Here is a 19,494-nt window from a genome sequence, read left to right as displayed (position 1 = left end):
GATGGATCGAGTCTTCGTCGAATATTACGAGGAGGAACTGACCCATATCCGTGGCCTCGCAGCGGAATTCGCCGACATGCATCCAGCAGTGGCGCGCAACCTTTCCCTCGACACGGTCCCGTGTCCGGACCCATATGTCGAGCGGCTGCTGGACGGCGTCGCCTTCCTCGCCGCGCGCACCCGGCTGAAGATCGACGCCGAGCGCTCGCGATTTTCCCGCAGCGTGCTCGATGTTCTCTATCCCGATCTGGTCACGCCGGCGCCGGCGACGGCGATGGTGGTGCTGAAACCCGGCCAGCAGGTCCAGACCATGCTCGCCGGCCACGTCGTCAAGCGCAACACGCGGCTGGTTTCCAGCCTGCAGTCCGGCCTGTCGACACGCTGCACTTTCTCTACCGCGCAAGAAATGACCCTGTGGCCGATAGGGATCACTTCGGTCAGCTATTTTCAGGATCGCAGTGCGATGGCGATGGCCGGCATAGGGCCGATCGGCGGCGTCGGCGGCGAGGCGGCGCTCCGCATCACGCTGGCCCGGACCGGAAAAGGCAAGCTCGACGAACTGGCGCTCGACCGACTCGACCTCTATTTTGCGGGGCGCACCAAGGCGCCGCTGCTGTTCGACGCGATCTTCGGCGCCTGCACGGCTGCCGGCGCACGACCCGAAGGCAAGACCAACCCGTTGTCGGCCTTGCCGGTACCCGCAATGGTCGGCATCAGCGACGACGAAGCCTTGATGCCGCGCACGCGCCCGACATTCGAAGGGTACCGCCTGCTGCGCGAATACTTCATGATGCCCGAACGCTTTCACTATGCGCGGCTTTCGGGGCTGCAGCCCGTCGTGCGCAAATGCGCGGCCGGGCTTGAGATCATCTTCCTGTTCAGACGCGTGGTGCCTGAGTTGGCCGATCTGACGCCGGCGGACTTCGAACTTTTCGCGACGCCGATCATCAATCTGTTCGAACGCGAGTGCAACGTCGTCGAAGTCGATGCGCGCAAGACGCGGCAGGTGTTGCATGCGGACCGGACGCGGGCGCGTGACTTCGAAATCTATCGGGTCATCCGCGTCGAGGACGCCGACACGGAAGGCAATGACGCCGAAATCCCCGAACTCTTCAGCCTGGGTCAGAACCGCGGTAGTGGCTGGGTCTATTCGACGGAACGGCGCCCTCGCCGCGCGACGGAAGAGGAGCGCCGCGATGGCCTGACCCGCACGTCCTACACCGGGGATGACGTTTTCCTGGCCATATCCCGGCCGCTCGCAAGCCCGACGACCCGGCCGCTGAAGCGTCTCGACGTCATGGCCCTTTGCACCAATCGTGATCTGCCGATCCTCGATGACAATCCGACCTTGACGCTAGAGGCCGGCGACCCGGTCGAAACTGTAAGGCTTCTTGGCGCGCTGCGTCCGCCGCAGCCAGCTATCCCTGCGGCACTGCCGGCTGGGGCCGACGGTGAATCGCGGGCCGACGATCTCGCCTGGCGGCTGGTGGCGCAGCTCGCGCTCAACTTTCTCAGTCTTGCCAAGGAAGGCCGCGGCATCGACCCCCTGCATGCGCTGCTCGACCTCTATGCCGATCGCGGCGATCCGAGTCTTGCCCGCAATGTGCATTCGATCGTGCGTATCGACTCGCAGCCGGTCATCGAACGTCTGCAAATCGATGGGCCGATGTGCTTCGGACGCGGTACCGAAGTGACGTTGCATGTTGATCAATCGGTCCTGGCCGGCCAAAGCACCTTGCTGCTTTCGGCCTTGCTGGCGCGGCTGTTTGCCCGTCACGCCGGGATAAACGGCTTCGTGCGAACCCGCACGCGGCTGCTGCAGAAGCAGGAGGATGTGCTATGGCCGATGACGCCCGGCAATCGCTACCTGATCTAGACAAGCCCGACCCGAACCGGGCCGAAGTTTTATCCGAGACGTTCGACTTTTTCGAACTGCTGCGCCGTCTCGAACAACGGAGCGGTCTGTTCGGCCATTCCGGCCGCCCTGACCGTGAGCCGGCACGGCTTGGCCAGCATGTTCGCCTCGCCTTTTCCGCACGGGATCTGGTTCAGTTCCGCGAAGCCAGCGACAGGGCGCCGGCCCGGGTCACGGTGGCAAATCTCGGTCTGTTGGGACCCGAGGGTCCAATGCCGCTGCATCTGACGCGCTGGGTGCTCGACCGCCTGTCGCAACGCTGGTTCGCCGGCGCCGATGCGCAGCTGACCAGCGACACAACGTTCGTGGACTTCGTCAACATTCTGCAGCACCGTATGATCGCCCTCTACTATCGGGCGTGGGCGGATGCGCATCCGGCCGTACAGGTCGAACGCGCGGTCGGCGGGCGCATTCGCGCCATGCTTGAAGCCATGGCCGGGATCGGACTTCCCGGCACCCAGGACCCCGATCTCGATACGGTGAAACTTCGCCAGGCGGCTTCGCTCGCCAATCAGGTCGACGGCCCGGAACGGCTGACGCTGTTCCTGGCGGAAGCGTTCAAGGTGCCGGTACAGATCAAGGAATTCATCGCCGCCTGGGTAACAGTACCAATCGGCCTCCAGACCCGTCTTGCAATGGCCTTTGCAGGGCTCGGCAAGGGGGCGACGATCGGCCCGCGCGTTTTCAGCCGCCAGAGCAGGATTGAACTGCGTGTCGGCCCGGTGGGGTACGAGGAGTTCAAGGCGTTCCTGCCTGGCGGCCAGCGGCTCAAACTGTTCAAGCAGGCGGTTCGCGACATGGTCGGGGAATCGCTCGACGTCGACCTGCGCCTCGTGCTTGCGCGTGAAGCCGTGCCGCCGCCCCGTGTCGGATCAGTTCAGCTCGGGCGGACCGCCTGGCTTGCGCGACCCGCTGAAAGGGGCGATGCTGACGAGATGCGGCTGCGGACAATCGTCGGATGGCGGCCGGAAATGGCGGGGGTCGCGGCATGAGTCTGCTGCTGACGCTGGAACAAGGGCCACGCACCCAGGCGGTACGGCAGACCCGGCTGGACGAGGGCGAGCTGGTGATCGGCCGCAGCGCGGACGCGGGCTGGCAGATCAACGATCCCGACATGTTCGTTTCGCGAGCGCATTGCAAGATCTCTGGCGGGCGAGATGGATATTTTGTCACCGACACGTCGAGCAGCGGATTGTTCATAAACGACTCCGACAGCCCGCTTGGTGCCGGTAAGTCGACGCGCCTTCAAAGCGGCATGCGGCTGAGACTTGGCGACTACATCGTCCATGTCGACCTGCAAACGCCAGCCACTCAAGCACCCGCAGCCGGCCAGCCGGTTCCTGAACGCGCGCCGCCGGCGTCCCGGGCGCCGGTGAGCATCGGCCGCGATGACTTCTTTTCCGCCAAGGTCGAGGAAGAGCCGCGACGGCCACGTCCGGCCGATCTGCCGAACCCGTTCGAGCAGCCGGTTCCGGGCGCATTCGAACGTGCCAACTCCGACCAGCGCAACTCGCCCGGTTTCGATGACCCGTTCAGCCTCGATCCGGTTTCAACGCCCGTGTCGAAAAATCCCGCCCCTTATCGCGAACCGGGCGGCGCGACGAGCCAGGCGGACCCATTCAGCCTCGACCCGGTGCCGTCCCCCAGCCGCGGAGCCGAAGCCACTCCTGGAAAGCCGTCCCATTTCAATGATGATTTTGGTTTCGGACCAGCCGCGGCGCCCAGTTCGGCGAACGGCGCCAGTTCGACCGGACAGCGCGAGCGCATCGCCAATCCATCCCAATCCGCCAATCCCTGGGATTTGCCGGTGCAGCCGGCGGATGCCCCTCCTCCACCACGTGTGGGCGCTGCTCCCAAAGCCGCCCGCCCGCCAGCAGCGGCGCAGCCGGAGGAGATGGCGCTTCGCGCCGCGTTCCTGCACGGCATGGGTGTCGAGGAAGCCGAGTTTCCCGGACGCGACAGCATCGCGGAAATGGAGAAGTTTGGTCGCGAATACCGGCTGATGATGGAAGGCCTGATGCAGCTTCTGCGCAAGCGGGCTGAGGAAAAGGGAAACGCGCGCGTCGCCCAGACCATGGTCGGGCCCTCCGAAGTCAATCCGCTCAAGTTCCTGCCGACGGTCGACGACGCTATCGTGACGCTCATCGCTGAGCGCAGCCCCGGATTTCTCGCCGGCGAAGCGGCAATCGCCGATGCGGTTCGCGATCTTGCGCAACATCACGTGCGCGCCTGGCGAGGCATACAGGCCGCCTTGCGGCGGATGATCGACCGTTTTGACCCGGCAGCGATCGAGGAAGAGCTGAAGTCGAATTCCGCGATCGGCACCCTGCTCTCGGGTGGGCGGAGCGCCAAGCTGTGGGAGCTTTACCAGAAACGCCATCGCGAAATCGCTGAGAGCGCGGAAAAAAGCTTCCTTGGTGAAATCGGCGCTGATTTTCGAGATGCATATGAGGAGGAGTGAGAGATGATCGATCGACGGGAATTTGTCGTTGCCCTGGGCGCGACAGGGCTGCTTGCGGCCTGCCAGAGTGGTCCGCCAAAACCATCGGTGATCACTGTCAACATGACCGGCGGCGCCGGCATGAACCCGGGGCCAGGTGGCGGCGACCGGCCGGTGACGGTTCTCGTGATGCGGCTGAAAAGCACCGGCAAATTCAATTCCGCCGACTATTTCGCGCTGCAGGGGGATGCTGGCACGGCGCTGGCAGGCGATCTCATCGGATCCGATCAGATTTCCGTTGGGCCGGGAAAATCCGCGTCCAAAACCATCACTGTCGAGCCGGACGCGACGGCGCTGGGCTTCGTTGCACTGATCCGCGAGCCTGGCGGCAGGAACTGGCGGACAACCAAGTCGGTATCGCCTGGATCAAAATTCACGATCAATGTCACGCTTGGCAGCGGCGGCATTTCCGCCTAGCGGCCAGGGCAAGGGGAGCTCAATGCAGAGAGTAGCGGCATGAGCGATGCAAACAGGGTGCTATGGTCCGAAGGGCTTTTCCTGCGGACCCAGCATTTCCAGCAGCAGGATCGCTTTTTCGAGGCGACGGTGCGCGGCGCATTGCAGGCCGGGCAATTGCATACGTTCGGCTTTCAACAGCTGACGCTTGACCAGGCATCGCTGGAGGCCGGCCAGATTTCGATTCTGTCCGCACGGGGCATCTTTCCGGATGGGACGCCTTTTTCCATTCCAGACATGATGGACGCGCCGCGACCGCTGCCGGTCACCCCGGACACGGGCGCCGGACCGGTACTGATCGCCTTGCCGCTGGAGCCTCCGGGCGGTGTCGGCTTCGATCCGGCGCACGCCGCCGCCTCGGGAGCGCGATATCATGGACGGATCGTTTCGGTGCGTGACGCCGTCCAGGGCGGATCAGATCCTGAAGAAATCGAAATCGCCCGTCCGCAAGCGCTGCTGCTGGCGCCCGGCAAGTCGGTCGGTGGCTATACAGCCTTGCCGATAGCCGACCTCAAGGGGGTTCGAGCTGACGGTGGCGTCTCCCTGGACGAGACCTTCCTGCCACCAACATTGGTTACCGGCGCGGTCGCCTGGTACCGACAATTGCTGCTGGAAGTTGTCACCGGCCTAGACCAGATCGCCGAGGCGCATGGCAAGATGGTCATGGGTGGGCCCGGGCGCAGCGTCGAAGATCTGCTGATGCTCAATCTCGCCAATGCGGCGCGTCCGCGGCTGGCCCACATGCTGGCGCAGGATGTCTTCCATCCAGCCGAGCTTTACCTGGAGCTTGCCGGGCTCGCCGGTTCGATGGCGACCTACGGATCGAGCGCGCGGCGGCTGGGCGAGTTGCCCGCCTACGATCATATGGCGCCCGGCCCCGCCTATTCGGCGCTGGCGGATGCGCTGCGCTCGCTCATCCTCAGCCTGCGTTACATCGAGCCGAAATCGCGTGCGCTGCCGGTCATGCGGCACTCGACCAATGTCTGGAAAATCCGCATCGACAACCCGAAACTGCTGGTGGCCAGCCGGATCGTCATCCGGGTTGGTTCGGAGCTGTCGGAGGACGCGCTGCGCAAGATATTCGTCAATCAGGCGACCGTCGGCTCGGCCGACCAGTTCGAGGGTCTGTGGAAATCGCGTTTACCCGGCATTCCGCTGAAACCACTCCATTCCCAGCCGCGCGAGATTCCTTACGATGGCGATCGGTTATGTCTCGAGCTGGACCAGAAAAGTGAGCACTGGGCGTCGCTGCTCGATGCCCCCGGCTTCGTCATCGGCGTTTCGGGCGTGTTGCCAAGCGAGCCGCAGGTGGACTGTTACTCGGTGAACAGGTGAGATCATGAGCCGCGATGATCCTTTCGGACTGTCGGAGGATCGCGAACGCACTCGCATTCGATTGACCGGCGCGCCGATGCCGCGGCCGATGGCGCCACTCTTGCCCGGCGCGGTGGTGAAACGGTCCCGCACCCATCCGAACGCACTCGTCAACGCATTCGCGCCCTTGCTCGAATTCGCTCCCGAGCTTGAAAGCGCGCTGGCGCCGGACAACCCGGAAGCATTGCGTACACGATTGCTCGAAGAGCTGGTTCGGGCCCGCGACACGGTAATGTCGGGGGGGTCCTCAATGGAGCGGGCGGACCAGGCAGCCTGGGTGGTGGCTGCTTTGCTCGACGACCTGGCTCTGAACACGCCATGGGGCGGTGCCAGCGCTTGGCCGCGGCAGCCGCTTGTGGTCATGCTGCGCGGCGATGTCGACGCCGGCACGCAGTTCTTCACGCGTCTCGACGAACTTGAGCGCCATCCCAACCGCGATCGCGAATTGCTGGAGCTGCAGTATGACTGCATGGCGCTCGGCTTCCGCGGCAAATACCGTGTGCCAGGCCGGTCAGGCGACCGCTCGCTCAATGCCGTTCGCGTGGCGGCGGCACGCTTCCTGCGCGATGCCGACGCCGAAGGCGCTCCACTGTCGCCAAACTGGAAAGGCGTGATCGCATCCGACGAGCCGCAGCGCTTCATTGTTCCGATCTGGGTCATGGCGCTCGGCGCGGCGGTTGTCGCCACGGCAATCCATGTCGGGCTCTCGATGGGACTGAGCAGCCAGGCGGTCGAGTTGTCCGCGCTTGTGCGCGCCTTGCCCCCGCCTGCACGCGGCGACATCAGCCGCACGTCGCCAAAGGTGGACGCCCCACCTCCGGAGAAAGTGGATTTTGCGCTCTTGCCGGAATTTCAGGCCGGGGCGCCGGCCGACCTCAGATCCGCCCTCAGCGGCACCGAGAGCGTTTCGCTGGCCAAGCTGATCATCCAGGGCTCCAACCCCGAACTGTTCCAGTCGTCGAGGCCACAACTGACCGAAGGCTTCGAACCGCTGATCGGGTCACTTGCCAAGGTGATCCTCGCCAATCAGGAGCTTATCGGAAACATCACCGTGGTCGGTCACACAGACAGCGTTCCGCTGCAAAAGACCAATCCGCTGTCGACCAACCAGCGACTGTCCGAGGCTCGCGCCCAGACGATTGCCGATATGCTGGTCCAGAACGGAGTGCCACGGGACCGCGTCCATTCCGAGGGCCGCGCGGCAACCGATCCAGTCGCCACCGACAGCACGCGCGAGGGGCGGGCCTTGAACCGTCGCGTCGAGGTGCTCGTCGAAAAGAGGTTGTGAGATGTTCATCCTGCGCTTCCTCTGGGCGGTCCTGACATCGCGCTGGCTGTGGACGCTGATCGGCCTCACTCTGCTTTCCCTGGTCATCTGGGTGTTCGGTCCGATCGTCAGGGTCGGTCCCTACGAACCATTCGCCTCTGATAACGTGCGCATCGTCATCATCGCGCTGCTGGTCATCTTCTGGCTGATCTGGCTGATCGTCGCCCAGCGCCGGGCGATCCGCGCCAACCGCATGTTCGTCGCCGAGATTGCCGCGCCAGTGGTGGAAAAGCCGCTCAGCCCCGGCGAAGAGAATGTTGCGGCCGTCGGTGCCAAATTCGCCGAGGTGATGGCCGAGCTGAAGCGCCGCAAGCTGGGCGGACGAAAGTTTCTGCGCGAAATGCCGTGGTATGTGATCGTCGGGCCGCCGGCCACCGGCAAGACCACGGCCTTGCGGCAGTCAGGGCTGAATTTTCCGATCGACCTCACCGACGACCTTCAAGGTGTCGGCGGCACGCGCAACTGCGACTGGTTCTTTTCCGAACACGCGGTTCTGATCGACACCGCCGGCCGCTATGTCCAGCAGGAGAGCCAGCCCGACGTCGACGCGGCGGAATGGCTGGGCTTCCTCGACCTTTTGAAGAAGCACCGGGGCCGCCGCGCGCTTAACGGCGTGATCGTCGCGCTTTCGATCGACGTGCTTTCGGAGGGCGATGAAGCCATCAAGGCACACGGCCGCAAGATCCGCCGCCGGTTGACTGAGCTCAACGACCGCCTCGAAATCCGCCTTCCAGTCTATCTGATGCTGACCAAGGCCGATCTGATCAAGGGTTTCGAACCGTTCTTCGGCGGTCTGTCCACCGCCGCGCGCGAGCAGGTATGGGGAACGACTTTCCCGCTGGATGCGCGCGTGGACGCCAAGACAGTCGAACGGGAGATTTCGACGCTGGCGACGAAACTCGAGCGGCGGCTTGTGCCACGCCTGGAGGATGAGGAGAAACTCGCCGCCCGTGCGGAGATTTTCCGGTTCCCGGCTCAACTCGCGAGTCTGTCCGAACCGATCCAGGTGCTGATCGAGGCGATGTTCGGTGAAAGCCGGTATGAAGAGGCTGCCTGGCTGCGCGGGCTCTATCTGACGTCGGCAACGCAGGAAGGGGCGCCGATCGACCGGCTGACCGCGGCGCTGTCTTCTTCCTTCGGCCTTCCGCCACGGCGGGCCCTGCCCGCGTCAAGGGTCGAGAAACGCAGCTTCTTTCTGAAGAACCTGCTCACCGAGGTCATTTTCAAGGAAGCGGGCCTCGGTACATTCGATCCATTGGCGCAACGGCGCCGCGCCTGGATCTGGCGGGGTGCGGCGGCTGGATGTGCGGCAGCGGGGCTCTTGGCCAGTGCGGTGTTCACCTGGTCCTATTACGACAACCGCAATGCGATCTCTGCCCAGGCAGGCCAGTTCGAAGCGCTGCAGATGCCGCTGACCTCGGCTGCCGCAACGCAGGCATCGGTGGAGCAGCCGGCCATGGACACTGCGCTCAATGCGATGGACGCAGTCGCGAATGCCCGAACAGCCCCGCCCGGCGCCGCCCAGGACCTTCTGGGGCCATCGGCCTCGGCAGAAATGGTGCGGGCACAGACCGACACGTATGACCATGCCCTGCGCAATGTTCTCGAGCCACGCATGGTCGCCCTGCTCGAGGCCACCATGTGGCGGCAGATCCGCGATCCGGATTTCATGCTCGGCGCTCTCAAGACCTATCGCATGATGACGGGTCTGTCGCAGATGGATCCTGATTTCGCCCAGAACTGGTGGGTGAACAGCTTGCCCGAATTCGCGGCCGCGGCACCATTTCCGACCGCCGATGCCGAAGCGCATCAGCTTGCCGCCATCCGCCGGATGACGGTCGACGAGAGCTATGTCGCGCCCGACCAGGCCCTGGTTGCCGAAGCGCTGAAAACGGTGTGCACGATTTCATTGCCGGCGCGTGCCTACAAGCAGTTGCTGGCGGATCCGGCAGTGGCGGAGCTCAAGGAATGGATACCGGCGAATTTTGCCGGCCCCAATGGCGGCAAAGTGTTTGCGCGGCGTTCCGCCAAGACACTTCGCGTCGGCATTTCCGGAGCCTTCACTTATGCCGGCTTCCACGACGTCATTCTCGACCGCATCGACGATGTCGCCGCTCAGGCGGCGCTCGATCGCGCGGTTTTCGCCGGCGGCTGCTCGGAAAATTCTGAAACCTCGGTTTCGGCGCTGTCGGAGGATATCCTGAAGCTCTATTACGACGACTATATCGCGCAATGGGACAGCTACCTGCGCGACATGAGGCTGGCGCCGTTGGCCGATCTCAATGTCGCCAGTGAAAATCTGAAGGATCTCTCAAGTGCCGATTCAGCCCTTAAGCGGCTGCTGACCGCGGTCGTTCAGGAGACCGAGTTGACACGCTCCGATGAGGCGCCGGCCGACGACAAGACGGCAGCCAAGGGTGCTTCCAAACTGCTCGGCAAGCTTGGCAAGCTCGGAAAACTGGCGACAAACGGTGCGAAACTGCTTCCCCGCGCCGGGTCGGCAAGCGAGGTCGACCTGACCGGCAATCTGGTGGCCGAACATTTCAAGCCGCTCAAGAGCACTATCGCCGAAGTCGACGGCCAGCCGCCGGCACTCGATGCCGCCGTTGTCGCGCTGACCGCGCTGTCGAATGTTCTGCAGACGGTCACTGCGAACCCCAATCCGCAGGACGCCATCAAGAAGCAGGGCGGCCTTGCAGAATTGACGGGTGCGGTCGCCAGGCAAGCGCAGATCCTGCCCGACCCTATCAACAGCTGGCTCGGCGGAATTGCCGGTGACACCAGCAACTTGACCCAGAAGGCGGTCACTTCGGAGCTAAACGCCATCTGGCGGGCGGACATACTGCCTTTCTGCCAGGCTGCGCTGAACGACCGCTATCCCTTCAGCGCCGACAGCGCAGTGGACGTCAATGTGCGGGATTTCGCCAGGCTGTTCGGACCGGCCGGGCTGATCGACGGTTTCATCAACGACCACCTGATCAATTATGTCGACATGACCAGCCAACCATGGAAATGGCGCGCCGATTTCGGCCTCGATGCTTCGGCGCTGGCGGCGTTCGAGCAGGCCAGGCACATCCGCGACGATCTGTTTCCCGGTGGGACCGGACCGGTGATGAGCTTCACGCTCGAACCGAAGGACCTTTCTCCCAACGTCACGCGCGTCACGCTCAATCTCGATGGCCAGAGCCTGGTCTACTACAACAACGCAACACGGCCGCAACCAATGACATGGCCCGGCAAAGACGGAACCGGGGTCATCTCACTCGCCTTCCAGCCGATCGACGGATCGCCCGAAATCCTCCTCAACGAGACCGGCAGCTGGGCCTGGCTGAGAATGCTGCGTAGCGGCCGTTTCGCAGGCACTTCGCTGACTGATGTCTACAGCCTACGCCTGGGCACGAAGGGAATGTGGGCCGATTTCGAGCTCAAGGCGGCAAGCGTCGAAAACCCCTACAACCTGCAAATGTTCAAGAAATTCTCATGTCCACCGCAGATATGATCCTGCCTGGCTTTTACGGCAAAATCCCGGCGACCGGAGATTTCGTCGTCGCGAACCTACCGCGGACATTCATTGAGCGCTGGGACCGCTGGATGTCGATGGAATTGCTGGCGCGGCCCGATGGGGGTGAACTCGATCCGCGAGCCTGGCGCTTCATCGTCCAGGCCGGAATTTTCGGCGACCAGGCCTGTGCCGGCGCCTGGCGCATGAGCGAGGATCGCGTCGGCCGCCGCTATCCGTTCGCGGTCGTGCGGCTGGGTCCGCCGCCCGACCCCGGCGATCCGTGGTTCGATGCGATCGTGGGTTTCATCAAGGGCGCTGTCGAGGATTCCTGGACGATTGCAAGAATGAGCGAAAAGCTTGCCGCGCTTGCGCCGCCAGCATCACAAGGCGATGCGCAGGTGCTCGCCTTCTGGTGCGACGACTGGGAGATCTACGAATTCAGCTTTGTCGACATCCATGATCTTGCCGCGAATGGCTTGCCAGCGATGAGAGCCGCAAGAGCCGTGACAGAGGTGTCGGAGCAATGAGCTGCACGGTCTTTGCAGAAGGCAACGGTTTCTTCCACAAAGGTAGCGGGGGCACCGGGACCGCCCCGATTGACGTTTGTCTGTCTCCGCCGCCACCGCCAACGGGGCCGGTGCCCGTACCCTATGTGAACAACATGTCGGCTAGCGATCTGACCAAGGGAAGCAAGAGCGTCAAGGTTGACGGCAATCCGACCGCGCTGGAAAACATTTCCGAGGTATCGACCAGCTCGGGCAACGAGGCCGGCACGCAAGGCGGAGGCGTCGTGACACACAAGACGAAGGGTAAGGCATCGTGCACGCTTTGGTCTTTCACGGTGAAGGTCGAGGGGAAGGGTGTGGGGCGCCACAGCGACCTTGCCATCCAGAACTGCATGTCGACTCCGCCCAACATTATCTGCACTTATGTCAAAGTCATCGAGAACCTGCAGCGGCCGGAATTTGCCACGATGCTAGCCGACGCGGGCAAGGGATGCCCGCCGGGCAAAGAAGATCCTCCCGAAACGAAGACCACGAAGAAGCAGCGGGCGCATGTACGCGGACGCGCGGCCTGTTGGTCGTGCCAGAAATCGATCAATACCGGCTTCTTCAAGAGCAGCGGTCGCCGCTATAACCGTGGCAAACGTTGGGTAGCTGACCATCAGCCCCCGCAGTCCGTCGTTTGGAAGGAACTGGGCGGCTGCCGCAACCCGGCGATTTTTGAGAAATGGAAAAAAGACAACAAGTCCGTTCAGCCGCAATGCGCTGCGTGCTCAAACACTCAAGGCGGCAGCGTCAGCACGGCGGATACGACGGCACTGCTCACGAAGCTTGGAATATAGCGATGACATCAGGTGGCGACTTCGATCGGATTTTCGAGGAGTATGTCGCGGACGTGGAAGCCGCACTACCCGCTGTAGTTCAGTGGTTCGAGCGGTTGAAAGCAAGCCGGAAATACACTGCAAAGGGCTTCAGCGTTGATGATATCTGGCCGAGCCAGACAGGGTCGCATCCAGTGATGATCCAGATCTTCCGGAAGCATTTCCTCAAGCTTGCCATCCTCATTGAACGCCTGGATCGCGAGGAGGAACTGGAAGATGAGCAGGAACCCTCCGAGGAAGATTGGGGAAAGGACGACGACGATGAGGATGACGATGACGACGAGTACGACGAGCGGCCATCGGAGCCATACCAAGTCCTGATCGAACGGCTGCGGGAGGAGCGTCCAGACCTCTATGCACATTTCCGTCAGTTCATGTTCATTCCCGTGGGGCTGGAGGATTATCTCCTGGTCGAGAGAGAGGTCGGAAATGGCTGACACCGATTTCATCTTGCACGATGTCGAGCGCGGCTGGCGACGGCTGCACCATGCGCCGAAGGATGTACGCGGCACCATGCCGGACTATGTCGATACGCCCGTGCACCTTGCTTGCCAGCCTGCTCTTATTCCATTGCACAAGCTCTACCTCGACGAACTAGCGGGCATGACTGAGCAGGCCATCGAATGGTGGCGCGACATCGTCGACAATCACGCGGAGGACGGCGAGAATCTGCGGGAGGCGGCACGCAAAGCCTATGCCGGATGGCCGGCCGGTCCCGCAGCGCACGAGACCGTCGTATCGGTCGTGCGCACCTATTGGCTGGCTTGCGCTCAAGAAGCCGCCAAGCTGCCGCCGGAAGCGGCGATGCTTCCCGAAGATTTCCTGCTGGCGACGCTCGACAGGGCCAGACACAAGCGCGCCATTCTCGTGCTGACCGCCATGCCCTATTGGCCAATTGGCCTGGATGAGAAAGGTAGTTGGTGCTGAACGATGCCGCCCGCCGTCTGGCTCGAAAACCGCACGCCTTTTGCTGCAGCGCTCCACGTGCAACCCGATGCCGAGGGTCAGGAGGTGCTGGTGGCAATGTTTTCGGCGAGCTTCGAGACGCCGAAGCAAGATAGGGAGCTTCGCCCCGCGGACGAACAGATGCCCGTTGCGTTCGGCGACGTGCCGTTTGGCGACCCGGTCCGTTCGTCGAATCGATACGAGGCCGACATCTCTCCGATCAAGCCAGCCGCGGAAGTGATCGTCAACGGTACAGCCTATGCTCCGAACGGCAAACCGGTGCGCGAGATGCAAGTTGGCCTAAATATCGGCAGTATTCGCAAAGTGCTGAACGTTGCCGGCGATCGCATCTACGATTCCGGCAGCTACAGCTCGCCACATCCTTTCAGGACCATGCCAGTCATCTATGAGCGCGCGTATGGCGGCACCGTGCCTGATGGTAGGGTCGAACAACGCAATCCGGTCGGCGTGGGGTTCCATCACGCGGTTTCCGCCGATCCCGCCGTCAAGACACAGGCTCCCAACATTACCTATCCGGGCGAACCATATCTCAGACCCGGCGATCGGCCGACGCCGGCGGGGTTTGGAGCGATCGGGCGTGGCTGGCAGCCAAGGATAGCCTATGCAGGCACTTACGACCAAGCATGGATCGAAACACAATGGCCTTTGCCACCAAGGGATTTCGATCCACGACATCATCTCTGCACGCCCGCCGACCAGCACCTGCCACGGCTTGTCGGCGGTGATGAGGTGTCGTTGGTCGGCCTTACGCCAACGGCGCGTTGGAGCTTTCGCTTGCCACGGATAATCGCGCCCGTGAGATTGATCTATGACGACAGGGTAGAAGAGCGCGCCTTCGCACCAGACACTCTGATCATCGAACCGGACCTTTGGCGTTTAACGCTGAAAGCGCGACTGTCCTTTGTGACGCGCCGGAATGCCCCGGCTTTGCGTGAAATAGTATTCGGTCATGTCACGCCAGCACTTCTGCTGGCCAGACGAAAGGATAAGCAATATTATTCTCCGCTCGGAGGCGACGGCACATTGCGCGACCGCCCCGTGTGGCTCCCTTGAAGCGGCCGCTCTATATCGCGGGGTTCGGAGCGGTGACGCCCGCCGGACTTAATGCGCCACAAACGGTCGCAGCCATCAGGGCAGGTCTCTCCGCCTTCGAGGAAATGATACTGAACGACCCTTTGGGCGCAACACAGATCGTTGCACGAGTCCGTGCTCACTCGCGATTGCGCCGCAGTGATGGCCAATGGCTGGTCAATATGGCCGCGCGTGCTATTGGCGAGGCGCTGCGTAGCGGGACGTCCCTGTCCGACACAACCGCAATCCTGCTAACCCCGCCCGAAAGCTTTCGCAATCATCCGGCCTATGGAGACATTGCGCCCCCAGATTTCTTGACGGCGGTGATGTCGGCGACCGGGCAGAGATTCCATGTTGCGTCACGCGCGATTGACGGCGGCGCGGCAGCAAGCATCGGCCTACTTGAACGCGCCGTGGAAATGATGGAGCAGCAAGGTATCGGGCAGGTTCTGCTCGGTGGGGTCGACAGTCTCGTCAATGACACGGATTTCGCTCGACTGCGGGGCGCGGGGCGCCTCAAAGGAGCAGACAACGCACAAGGCTTAGTTCCGGGCGAGGCAGCAGCCTTTGTTCGGGTAACCCAAAATCCGGAAGGAAAGGCACGCGTCCATGCGGCAATCCATGGCGTGGGGTTCGCCCAGGAGCAAGACAGTGTTCTCTCCGAACGTTACAGCCAGGGTCGCGCCCTGCTCGGGGCCCTGCGCGATGCGGTGAACGGATCGGGCCCCTCCGAACCCGATATCGACTTCGTCATCAGCAACGGCAACGGCGAGCGCTACAGCGGCTGGGAGCAGTTGATCACCCGGCCACGCTTTTACCGCACGCGCCGCGAGGCGCTGCCCACCGCTTTTCCGGCCATGACCATCGGCGATGTTGGCGCTGCTGGCGGCGCCCTGGCGCTGATGCTGGCGGCAGACAGTCTTATCAAGGGCTATGCACCCGGTCCAACCGCCGTCTGCGAACTTGCCTCGGAGAACGGCCTGCGTGCTGCGGCGGTGATGGCGCGTATGACGCGGCGCTGAAAATCACATCCAGGCCGGGAAGCGGCGGGTGACGCGCCAATCGGCAAGTCGCGCATCTGATGTGGCCAGTGCTGCGCGCAACGCATTGAGCCGCAACAGGCGCATCGACCGGAAAGGCCGATGATTGCGCGCGCCCCGCCCCTCGTCCCACCATGCTTCAACCCTGTCCGCCACCGGCAGCGAGGTGTCGTCCAGATGGGCGAAATCCTTGCCGAGTAAGGCCGGGTCTACGACAAAAAGGTCGGTGTCGCCGAAATCGACCTCGAACAGGTCGCGAAGTGCTGCGCCGGCAGCAACGACAAGGTTCGGCTCACGCATTTTCTCGATCAGCCAGGGCATCACAGCAGGATCGCCGAGCAGGCCAACCGACGCTGTCGCCACCCCGCGAAGCGCGGGCTGCTCCAAATGCTTTTGCAGCCAGTCCTTACCCGCCTTCGTCGCAGTCGTCAGCAAGCGTATCTCGATCGCAGCCTCGGCAAGCCCTGGTTCCGTCAGTACGATCTTGTCTACCACAAGATGCGCAGACCGCGTCTCGCCAAGCAGGCAACATGCTAGGGCTGCCGTCAAACGCTCCTTGGATGTTTCGCCATCCAAGCCGGCCAGTGCTGCAGGAACAAGGTCGCATCGCTTGAGCGCGCCGGCGAGCCTAATGGCGCGGCTGCGCACTCTTGCATCGGAATCGACCGCCAAATCATGAAGACGCGGCCCCGGATCCACACGATGGTGCCAAAGCGCCGACAGCCCGAGGCAGCGCTGCAGCGCATCCCGGGCGTCCAGCCATTGCGCCACGAGCGGCCGCAGTTTTTCTCGCGGCGTGCGCGCGACTGCGGCGGACAGGCTCGACAGGCCTGCCTTACCGAGGCTCTCTGCGGCGGCGACCGCGACCTCTATCAGATCGGCATCGCCCCAACGCAATGCCAGAGTGCCAAGCGCGAAAAGCTCGCCCGGCTCGGCATAGTCAGTGAAACGGGCCTGGGCCGCCTCCCAGCCGGCCTTGCCAGCAGCCATGAGTCCTTCGATGTTCGCATCGAGACGCTGGTCGATGCGGCCGATGTCCGTCTCATCGAGGATGGGACCATCAATCTCCCGGCGACGGCGAAGCCAGAGGAAAGCAGCATCTTCGGCATGCTGATCCACAATGGCGGCGATGGTCGCGACGCGGTCCATTGGCAACACTTCAATTGAGATGCACGGCTCCGCCGCGAATACGGTTGGTGCCGCTGGCCTGGCTCGTCAGTTGGCTGCCGCGAATGGTCACGCGGCCATTCTTCTCCAGAATGATCGACGCTAGACCGCAGCGCAGTTCTACGCGCTCGTTTCCAGTGATTATGACACGGTCGCCCTCTCGAGCGACTTGCAACTCCTTGTTCTTGTGCGCCGGATCGACGATGCGTCCGACGACCAGCGGTCGCGTGGGATCACCCTCCTCGAACAGCAGAGCCAGTTCCGAACCAATTGCCGAAAGGTCCAGTTCGGTCAGGCTACGCGCGGCGATCGCCGTCTCGCGCGGATTGCCAACGAAAACCACAAGCGGCGCTCCGTTTTCGAACCCGATGAGCAGGCCGATCACGACGCCGTCGATGCGATCCAGCACTTCCATGATGACGTCCTCAATTGTGGTTGATGGTGCTTCCCTTGACGATCACGTCGCCGTCGGCCTTGACGGTGATCTTGCCGCTGCCCTTGAGTGTGATGTCCTTGCCGTCGGCGACAATGGTGCCGTCCTTTTTCATCATGATCGACGCGTCGCCGCATTTGAGCGTGATCGAGTCGCCTGCCTCGATCACCAGATTCTTGCCGACCTTGATTGAACTGTCCGCGGCAATCTCGATGCCGCTGCCTTTGCCGACCTTAAGCGCATGCGCTCCACCGACGTCGGTGGCGTCATCGGCGCCGATGTTGGCTGTTCGTGCCTTGCCTATCTGGGACGACTGTGCCCCGCCGACGGCGAAACTCTGGTCTGCGCCGACATTGACACTTTGCGCCGCCGCGATGTTCCAGCTGTCCGCGGCCCCGATGTCGTGGCTTTGAGCCGCGCCCACCGTGACCGACCGGGTCGCGCCGATCGTATTAGCCTGCGGGCCACCCACCGTGCGTGTCTCTGACGCGCCCACCGAATCGACCCGAGCCGCGCCGACGCTTACTGTCTGGACAATCCCCACCGTCTGAGAATGATTGGCGTCGATGTTCTCCGTCGAGTTCGCCACGACATGGATGGTCTCGTTGGCCATGACCGTCAGCGAGCGGTTGGCGCCCACTGTCTCGGTGTCGTTCGAGCCGATGTTGGTGGTCTGGTCGACGCCCACCTTGACCGTCTTGTTGTTGCCGACGTCTTCGTCGAGGTTGTGGCCGACGGAGTGCTTGGCGTCGTGGTCGATACGGTCGGACTGGTTGTGCTGGACCAGCTTGGTGCGGTCGTGCTTGATCAGAAGGTGGTGATCCTTCTGCGCCTGGAAGTTGACCAGTTCGGAGCCGGCCTTGTCCTCGAACATCAACTCGTTGTAGCCGCCGCCACCTTTGGAGGAGTCGGACTTCCATCCCGATTGCGTGGCGCTGCCCGGCAGGCCGTAGGGCGGCATCTGCGAGGCGTTGTAGACCCTGCCGGTGATGATCGGGAGGTCCGGGTCGCCTTCGATGAAGTCGACGATCACCTCCTGGCCGATGCGCGGAATCTGGATGAAACCCCAGCCGCTACCGGCCCAAGTCTGCGACACCCGCACGAAGCAGGAACTGTTCTGGTCCTTCTTGCCCAGACGGTCCCAATGAAACTGGACCTTCACCCGCGCGTATTTGTCGGTGAATATTTCCTCGCCGGACGGGCCGACCACCGTCGCCGTCTGGGGGCCGCGCATGATCGGCCGTGGCGTGATCCGCGGCGGACGATAGGGCAAGGCGGTCGGCGCCAGGCCGAGGATCACCTTGAAGTTCTCGCTGTCGACGTCGGCATGGGCTCTGTAGCCCGGGTCGAACAGCCTGTATTCGGCGCTGACCACCAGATATTCCTGGTTCTGGTCTTCGCGTGGAAAGCTGTCCAGCCTGAACGTGCAGCCCGAATACAGGCCTCGTACGGTGCCGACAGCGGCGATGCGCTGGTGGACTGCCTGAATTTCCTCGCGCCGGATCGCGGCCAGGCTGTCGCCCCGGCCCACTTCGAGATGCGCGCCGGGCTGGCGGTAATTCTCTCCGGCGGCCAGTTTGTGACTGAACGGCTGGGCCGACTTGGCCATCAGGTCGGCGCCCGGTTTCTTGAAGTCATAATCGGTGTGGACATAGGCGCCTGGGCGCACCGAACTGCCCGGTATCCATTCGGTGATGTATTCGACATCGCGCCGCGAACCCTGACCTTCAAAGTTATAGAGCACTTTCTCGTAGCCCGGCGCAGGCTTCAGCTTGCTCATTGCATCGGCCAGGACAAGCGTGTGCTTGCCCTCGTCATGCTCGAAGAAATACAGGATGCCTTCATGCTCCAGCAGCCGCTGGACGAAATCCAGATCGGTCTCGTCGTACTGCACGCAATATTCGCGCTGGGGATAGGACCCCTGCAGGCGCAGATCGAATTCCGCCGTGCTGTATCTCTTGAAGACGTCCTTGATTATGTCGACGACGCTCTTGCTCTGGAAAATACGGCAATCGGTGGTGTTGCCGAGAAACCAGAGCCACGGCCTGACGACCGCTTCATAATATGCCAGATGGTCCTCGAGCCGGGTGAGCCGGAACTCGGACACGATGCCGCTGAACCAACGTTTCGGATCGGATTCACCTTCAATCGATACCGGGCCACCTAGCATCTTCAGCGGATCGATATCGGTGTCCGTGCTGACGAACCCGACCGTATAGGCAAAACAACGGCTGATCTCATCGCGCCCGACAAGATGCGTGAACGTCAACAGCTCGGAGCCAACCGGTGTCTGCACCACCGTGGCACGTTCATTCGGCATGGGTCGTGCCCCTCCTGGACGCGGCCGCCTACGTGATGG

Annotated in this window: 16 protein-coding genes; 13 read left to right on the top strand and 3 right to left on the bottom strand. The window is 62.8% G+C overall.

Annotated elements, in window-relative coordinates; genetic code table 11:
• Position 1: 1 nt before the first annotated feature.
• The 13 genes from tssF to NKJ01_RS08745 are packed head-to-tail and all read left to right on the top strand — an operon-like array spanning position 2 to position 15,517.
• The gene (gene tssF / locus NKJ01_RS08805; RefSeq protein ID WP_352727484.1) at positions 2-1,876 is read left to right on the top strand and encodes a type VI secretion system baseplate subunit TssF; all 1,875 of its coding nucleotides are present in this window, start codon (positions 2-4) and stop codon (positions 1,874-1,876) included.
• A complete protein-coding gene (gene tssG / locus NKJ01_RS08800; RefSeq protein WP_352727483.1) occupies positions 1,840-2,907 on the top strand; it encodes a type VI secretion system baseplate subunit TssG in 1,068 nt (355 codons plus the stop codon). The genes tssF and tssG overlap by 37 nt, the downstream gene beginning before the upstream one ends.
• Positions 2,904-4,376, top strand: coding sequence for a type VI secretion system-associated FHA domain protein TagH (gene tagH / locus NKJ01_RS08795; RefSeq protein WP_352727482.1), 1,473 nt, complete (start codon positions 2,904-2,906; stop codon positions 4,374-4,376). The genes tssG and tagH overlap by 4 nt, the downstream gene beginning before the upstream one ends.
• A gap of 3 nt (positions 4,377-4,379) precedes the next feature.
• Positions 4,380-4,832 carry a type VI secretion system lipoprotein TssJ gene (tssJ, locus tag NKJ01_RS08790; protein WP_023758852.1) on the top strand — a complete coding sequence of 151 codons (453 nt, stop codon included), beginning with the start codon at positions 4,380-4,382 and terminating at the stop codon, positions 4,830-4,832.
• 39 nt (positions 4,833-4,871) lie between these two features.
• Positions 4,872-6,206, top strand: a complete 1,335-nt coding sequence (tssK, locus tag NKJ01_RS08785) for a type VI secretion system baseplate subunit TssK (RefSeq protein WP_023758853.1) — start codon at positions 4,872-4,874, stop codon at positions 6,204-6,206.
• A gap of 4 nt (positions 6,207-6,210) precedes the next feature.
• The gene (gene icmH / locus NKJ01_RS08780; protein WP_352727481.1) at positions 6,211-7,533 is read left to right on the top strand and encodes a type IVB secretion system protein IcmH/DotU; all 1,323 of its coding nucleotides are present in this window, start codon (positions 6,211-6,213) and stop codon (positions 7,531-7,533) included.
• A 1-nt stretch (position 7,534) separates the two neighbouring features.
• Positions 7,535-11,071: a type VI secretion system membrane subunit TssM gene (tssM, locus tag NKJ01_RS08775; protein WP_352727480.1), complete on the top strand. Its 3,537-nt coding sequence runs from the start codon at positions 7,535-7,537 to the stop codon at positions 11,069-11,071.
• Positions 11,053-11,601: a type VI secretion system-associated protein TagF gene (gene tagF / locus NKJ01_RS08770; protein WP_352600952.1), complete on the top strand. Its 549-nt coding sequence runs from the start codon at positions 11,053-11,055 to the stop codon at positions 11,599-11,601. The genes tssM and tagF overlap by 19 nt, the downstream gene beginning before the upstream one ends.
• Entirely contained in the window at positions 11,598-12,419 is an 822-nt protein-coding gene (locus NKJ01_RS08765) for a DUF4150 domain-containing protein (protein WP_352727479.1), read from the top strand. Before tagF ends, NKJ01_RS08765 begins: the two co-directional genes overlap by 4 nt.
• Positions 12,420-12,421: 2 nt before the next feature.
• Positions 12,422-12,895: a hypothetical protein gene (locus NKJ01_RS08760; RefSeq protein WP_352727478.1), complete on the top strand. Its 474-nt coding sequence runs from the start codon at positions 12,422-12,424 to the stop codon at positions 12,893-12,895.
• Positions 12,888-13,385 carry a hypothetical protein gene (locus NKJ01_RS08755; protein ID WP_352600946.1) on the top strand — a complete coding sequence of 166 codons (498 nt, stop codon included), beginning with the start codon at positions 12,888-12,890 and terminating at the stop codon, positions 13,383-13,385. The genes NKJ01_RS08760 and NKJ01_RS08755 overlap by 8 nt, the downstream gene beginning before the upstream one ends.
• A 3-nt stretch (positions 13,386-13,388) precedes the next feature.
• Positions 13,389-14,477, top strand: coding sequence for a DUF2169 family type VI secretion system accessory protein (locus NKJ01_RS08750; protein ID WP_352727477.1), 1,089 nt, complete (start codon positions 13,389-13,391; stop codon positions 14,475-14,477).
• Positions 14,474-15,517 (top strand): hypothetical protein, encoded by a 1,044-nt coding sequence (locus NKJ01_RS08745; RefSeq protein ID WP_352600942.1) that lies wholly within the window; start codon positions 14,474-14,476, stop codon positions 15,515-15,517. Before NKJ01_RS08750 ends, NKJ01_RS08745 begins: the two co-directional genes overlap by 4 nt.
• Positions 15,518-15,520: 3 nt before the next feature.
• On the opposite strand, the gene NKJ01_RS08740 is transcribed toward NKJ01_RS08745, so the two are convergent.
• The 3 genes from NKJ01_RS08740 to NKJ01_RS08730 are packed head-to-tail and all read right to left on the bottom strand — an operon-like array spanning position 15,521 to position 19,455.
• Positions 15,521-16,684, bottom strand: a complete 1,164-nt coding sequence (locus tag NKJ01_RS08740; RefSeq protein WP_352727476.1) for a hypothetical protein — start codon at positions 16,682-16,684, stop codon at positions 15,521-15,523.
• A gap of 10 nt (positions 16,685-16,694) precedes the next feature.
• A complete protein-coding gene (locus tag NKJ01_RS08735; RefSeq protein WP_352601147.1) occupies positions 16,695-17,120 on the bottom strand; it encodes a DUF6484 domain-containing protein in 426 nt (141 codons plus the stop codon).
• A 7-nt stretch (positions 17,121-17,127) separates the two neighbouring features.
• Complete coding sequence (locus NKJ01_RS08730) at positions 17,128-19,455, bottom strand: type VI secretion system Vgr family protein (RefSeq protein WP_352727475.1); 2,328 nt, start codon at positions 19,453-19,455, stop codon at positions 17,128-17,130.
• Positions 19,456-19,494: the final 39 nt, after the last annotated feature.

It is taken from the genome of Mesorhizobium sp. M0276 (assembly GCF_040321755.1).
In the GTDB taxonomy this organism is placed as follows: Bacteria; Pseudomonadota; Alphaproteobacteria; order Rhizobiales; family Rhizobiaceae; genus Mesorhizobium.
The sequence above is the reverse complement of the archived record's forward strand: the minus strand, read 5'-3'. Positions and strand labels throughout refer to the sequence as shown.